The organism is Rhodoglobus aureus (assembly GCF_039527955.1).
GTDB lineage: Bacteria > Actinomycetota > Actinomycetes > Actinomycetales > Microbacteriaceae > Rhodoglobus > Rhodoglobus aureus.
This window is the reverse complement of record NZ_BAAAKW010000048.1, coordinates 1-4,306: the sequence shown is the minus strand read 5'-3', so window position 1 is coordinate 4,306 and position 4,306 is coordinate 1. Positions and strand designations below refer to the sequence as shown.

The window sequence follows — 4,306 nt, the reverse complement described above, 5'->3', positions numbered from 1 at the left end:
TTTGGCGACGCCCCCGCACGCCGGCGCGATCACCATCCTGCGGGCCCGACTCCGCTCGGAGCGCGGCGCCGCCACCGCCGAATACGCCATCACCACGCTCGCCGCTGTCTCTTGAAGGGCAAATCCGGCGCGTTTAGTTCAGCAATTCTGTTTAGTGAATCACCTTTGCGCTGTGCCACTTATTCAGGGCAGCGTCTGTCGCTCGGTGGCTGATGGCGATGATGGTAAGCGTGAAATCTGTGCGAGCAGACAGCACGCTGCGCACAATGTTGCCGTCGATCTCGGGGGATGAGTGGGCGAGTCCGATCGCTCCTCGCCTTTGCGACGGATGCGTGAAGCCGCTCGCGAGCCTCCACATCATGACCAGCTTGCAGTTCTCAATTCCGAGCGCTTCGCCCGCCTCCCGCACGATTGTTTCCCACGATGGGCGGGAGTTCTCGTACTCTTTCGGGTCGATGCCCTGGGCGGCCGCGACGGCCCGCAGGTGCAGCTTGTGAGCCTTTTGCCGCTGCGCCTCCATGCGTAGGACGTGACTGGTCTCGGTGGCGCTCTTGCCGCCGAGCGAACTGCGCACGAGCGCCGCGTCCTGAGTGAGCTCATCGTGGCCCGCCTGCAGCCGCCGCAGGATGCGTGTTCGTCTGTCCGGTGGTGCCAGCACCCATGCCGCCATGCTGGCGCCCTCGATCTGCGCTCGAACCAGCGGATACAGCGCCATAACCGGCACCTCGAGCGAACCATCCTCGCGCAGAATCATGGCACGCATAGAGTTCGCCATATCGACTGCCTGCATGAGGCAGTAGCTCACGAAGTGGCTGATCTGAACAGGGTTCGTCGCAGCGTCGTCCAACCCGAGGCTGGAGGACTTCGCTGCTGGAGACCGCTGCTCCCGGACATGCGTATCGCTGAGGCTGGCCTGCAAGTCTAGGAAGCGCGCAAAGTGCGTGGTCAACTCTTCATCCACAGCAGTTGGTCTGCCCTTCATCGGTGCTCCCTCGTTCTCCCAATTACTGACAGTAGGCGACGGCCTGTGAGGGAAACAGGCTAGCAATAGTTGAAATCCGCCGGCGCCACTCGATCGTGACGGTGAGCGCCGTGCTGACTTCGCTGACGCGGATCTATGAGGCCTCCGAGGCCCCCGGTGTGATCTGGCCGCTGCTCACGATTTTGATTTCATCCGTCTCCGGCGTGAGGTCAACTAGCTCCGCAATCGCGGCAGCCTGTGCTTCGGACACCCCGAGTCGCGTTGCTAGCGCGGTCATGTCGCTACCGATAGCACCGATGAGGCTAAGCAGCGTCTCAGCATCGCGCGGTGCCACGGATTCGGTCTCATCAGGCTTTTCCATCACATCTGTGATGTCGCGAAGGTGCATGCGGGCGGAACGTACCTCTGCCGCGATTTTCTTCAGCGCCTCTGTGTTCTGCTTTTCGAGCCCCGGCCGGGAGTCGCTCGAAACGGTGGACGTGCTGCCCTTCATCCAGTTTGTGTCGAGCTTGATCCTGCCCTTATAACGCCGGAAGCGGTTGCCCTTGTAGGTGATCGTCATGACGGCCTCGTCCGGCGTGGAGTAGCGGTTCTTGCCGGACTTGTTCGGTGCTGTGAAGTCGAGCGCCCACCACACGTTTGTGATCTCAGAGCCTGGTGGCAGGAGTGGGACCGGTTTCTCGTACCGTTCCTCGAGCGCGTTGACCATGCGGTCGTTCGATTCCGTCGGGCCGAAGGGAGGGTCGCTTTTCACAACGATGTCGCTCGCTGCCGAAGTGCCGAAATTTCGGACCACAAGATCGAAGGCGCTGTCGTTGTGCGGAGAGAGCCGAAAGTAGGCAAGCACGATTGGCCGGGATCGTTCGCGACTATCGTTCGCAGTCGAACGAAGCGCAAAGATTGCAATGGCGGCGGTTACGACCGCTGCGAGCGCGACAATCACAGACTGCTGAGCACCCACCCACTCCCAGACGTTAACGGCGATGCTCCAAATCCGATCCCCCGCGTTCACGGGTTCCTCGGAAGGGAACGACGAAGGATAGGGCCCGGATCTTCCACGGGCAGAATTCTAATCACACCGAGAGCCTATCGGCCCGCTTATGCCAGCGTGAGGATGACTCTGATTTATGCCAGCGCTACTGAGACGTCGAGCGCGTCAAGCATTGGCGCAGCAACAAGGGCATCTCTTCGACCCTGTTGGGGCAGCGCCGAGTTATGCGATGGCACTTGACCTTCAATCGGCAGCCGCCACGACCAATTTGTATATAAGGTAAGCGGTTCCTTGGCCGCGTCCTTCCGAATCGACGCCGACCGGAAACTCGCCATCCAGTTGGGTCTGTCCCACCAACATCGCCTCCCCGGATCCGAAAGAGTCGCTCACAGCGAACTCGCCTTGGTTGGTCTGGAACAACGCCGAACCATTGATGAACTGGACGTTGATCGGAACTTGCGAATGGAGCATGGCCCCGTTCCAGATAGCCGTTGCGTTCTTAGCTTCAACCATTGCTCCCAGGGGTATGTCTGAAGCTGAGTCGGGAAGGAGTAAACGCACTGTTAGCCCGTGGATCGTGGCAGATGGTCCCGCCAGGTTGTCAGCTGCATTGTTTGCTAGGTACATACTGACCCACAACACGTCGCCAGGGACCACGTTCAAGGAGTCGCCATAAGTCGTACCCTCTTCGTCAAGTCTTACCCGGAAGAAGTTTCGCTCGTCGCCGACGTATGGATTGTTGGTGATTGAGTTCAGCACCGCATACGGTGCAGGTTTCTCCATTGTGAAGGTGTCCCGCTCTGGCCCGTAGCCGCCATTGAAGGTATTCACGCTTGGCGCTTCAGAGACCGGGCCGGGATTAGTGAGGCGTTCGGTCCCTTCGACCGTCACTGGGCGTGAATACCAGCCCAAATAGTCAAGTATCTGGAATGTTGCTGCACCCGCTCCCACAACGAGCGTAAGTGTGGTAAAAACCGCGACTAGTCGCCCCCACCATGTTCGCAACCACGCGGGTATCTTGCTGGGAGTGACTTCGGTCATGAGGCGAACCCTACGGAGTAGTTGGTTTGTGCAAGATGTTCTCAAGTTTAGCGACGCGTCGCTCAGGAGGGCAGCAGCCGGATGGAAATTCCGCGGCGAGGCGGTCTGTCCTCGTAAGTTAATCGTGAGATCCACTTCGCAGTTCGTCCCTGTAGGAGTCGCGGACGTAGTCCGGGCCGATGCCGCGCGAGCACAAGATAGTTGACCTGAGGCTCGGCACCATCCGCGGAAAGCATCATGCTGCAGTCAGGACACACTTTGTCGACATTTTCGTCGGGTCAGGTGATTCGTGTTGCCGATCGTGTGGGGTGCAGTGGTACCGGTAGACCGCGGCGAGTAATGGGGTAGCGTGGACCACGCATGCATCCGAAGGCTCTCTGAAACTTGAACGGCCGCCTACTGGTTACCCTCTTGAATCCCCGTCAATCTGAAACGTTTCTCGCAGGTGTTCTGGTAAGTCGGCCAGCTTCTTTCTGAAGTCCTCCAAAGCCGTGATCCTTTCTTTGCTCCGACCCGTGCCTTGCTTCTTGATCATTCTCTAGTCCCGTACTGAAATTGTGCTCGTGCGCTCGCAATGCGTTTAGACCGGACCTCTGCACGGATTCGGCATGTTTCGGAAGCGAACCAGAAGTTACTGCTTTAAGTCTCCCCAGCAGAAGCGCTGCCTTCCACTCTTCAGAAATGATCCAACCCGCGTACGCATGGCGTTCAGGCACTTCACGGTGCCCGAGAGTGAGATCATCACGAACGCTGATCTCCCACTCAACCATCTGCAGATGAAACGCCTCGTACGCGTCGAGGGTGGCGCTTAAAAGCGCCGATTTCATCTGCATTCTTGCTGCGGTTTCAGCAATCGTGACACTAGCGGCAGTTGACTCGCGACTTGCCTCTAATGAACGCTTTGAAGCATTTCTTGTTGAGCTCGCGTTAACTACTTGTCCGAAGACGACCACCGCGGCCCCGAGGACCACCCCCAGAATCGGCTGCCCGGAGCGAGCCAGTAAGTTTGTAATTTCGGTCCAGTCCATAGCCAGAGATTACATTTTTTCCAAGCTTGGAACGACAACACCGGCTCTGGCATAGTGACATGCCGCTTCCGCGTAGCACTCGACGTATTGAAATATGTTTTTCAACGCTAACGGCGGCAACTGTTGGACAGTTAGGGCGGAAATGCGTACGAGATCATAACCCGAGGAATCATGTCAAGATGCGCGCGAGGATTGATTCGTGGAATCATTTGAGAGTGCGCGCGAGGATGGTCTGGCTGCTGGTCCTTTCTTGCTGGTCGTCAG

At 58.3% G+C, this 4,306-nt stretch carries 5 protein-coding genes; 1 reads left to right on the top strand and 4 read right to left on the bottom strand.

Annotated elements, in window-relative coordinates; translation table 11 throughout:
* The first annotated feature begins 1 nt into the window (after window position 1).
* A complete protein-coding gene (locus ABD112_RS14640) occupies window positions 2–115 on the top strand; it encodes a DUF4244 domain-containing protein (protein WP_425563837.1) in 114 nt (37 codons plus the stop codon).
* 36 nt (window positions 116–151) lie between these two features.
* Here the strand turns inward: ABD112_RS14640 and ABD112_RS11585 are convergent, their stop codons facing one another.
* From ABD112_RS11585 to ABD112_RS11570, 4 genes are all read right to left on the bottom strand, one after another.
* Window positions 152–982: a hypothetical protein gene (locus tag ABD112_RS11585; protein ID WP_343926038.1), complete on the bottom strand. Its 831-nt coding sequence runs from the start codon at window positions 980–982 to the stop codon at window positions 152–154.
* A gap of 133 nt (window positions 983–1,115) precedes the next feature.
* Window positions 1,116–1,994, bottom strand: coding sequence for a hypothetical protein (locus ABD112_RS11580; RefSeq protein WP_343926036.1), 879 nt, complete (start codon window positions 1,992–1,994; stop codon window positions 1,116–1,118).
* Window positions 1,995–2,216: 222 nt separating this feature from the next.
* Complete coding sequence (locus ABD112_RS11575) at window positions 2,217–3,014, bottom strand: hypothetical protein (protein ID WP_343926034.1); 798 nt, start codon at window positions 3,012–3,014, stop codon at window positions 2,217–2,219.
* A gap of 422 nt (window positions 3,015–3,436) precedes the next feature.
* Window positions 3,437–4,042: a hypothetical protein gene (locus tag ABD112_RS11570; RefSeq protein WP_343926032.1), complete on the bottom strand. Its 606-nt coding sequence runs from the start codon at window positions 4,040–4,042 to the stop codon at window positions 3,437–3,439.
* Window positions 4,043–4,306 lie beyond the last annotated feature (264 nt).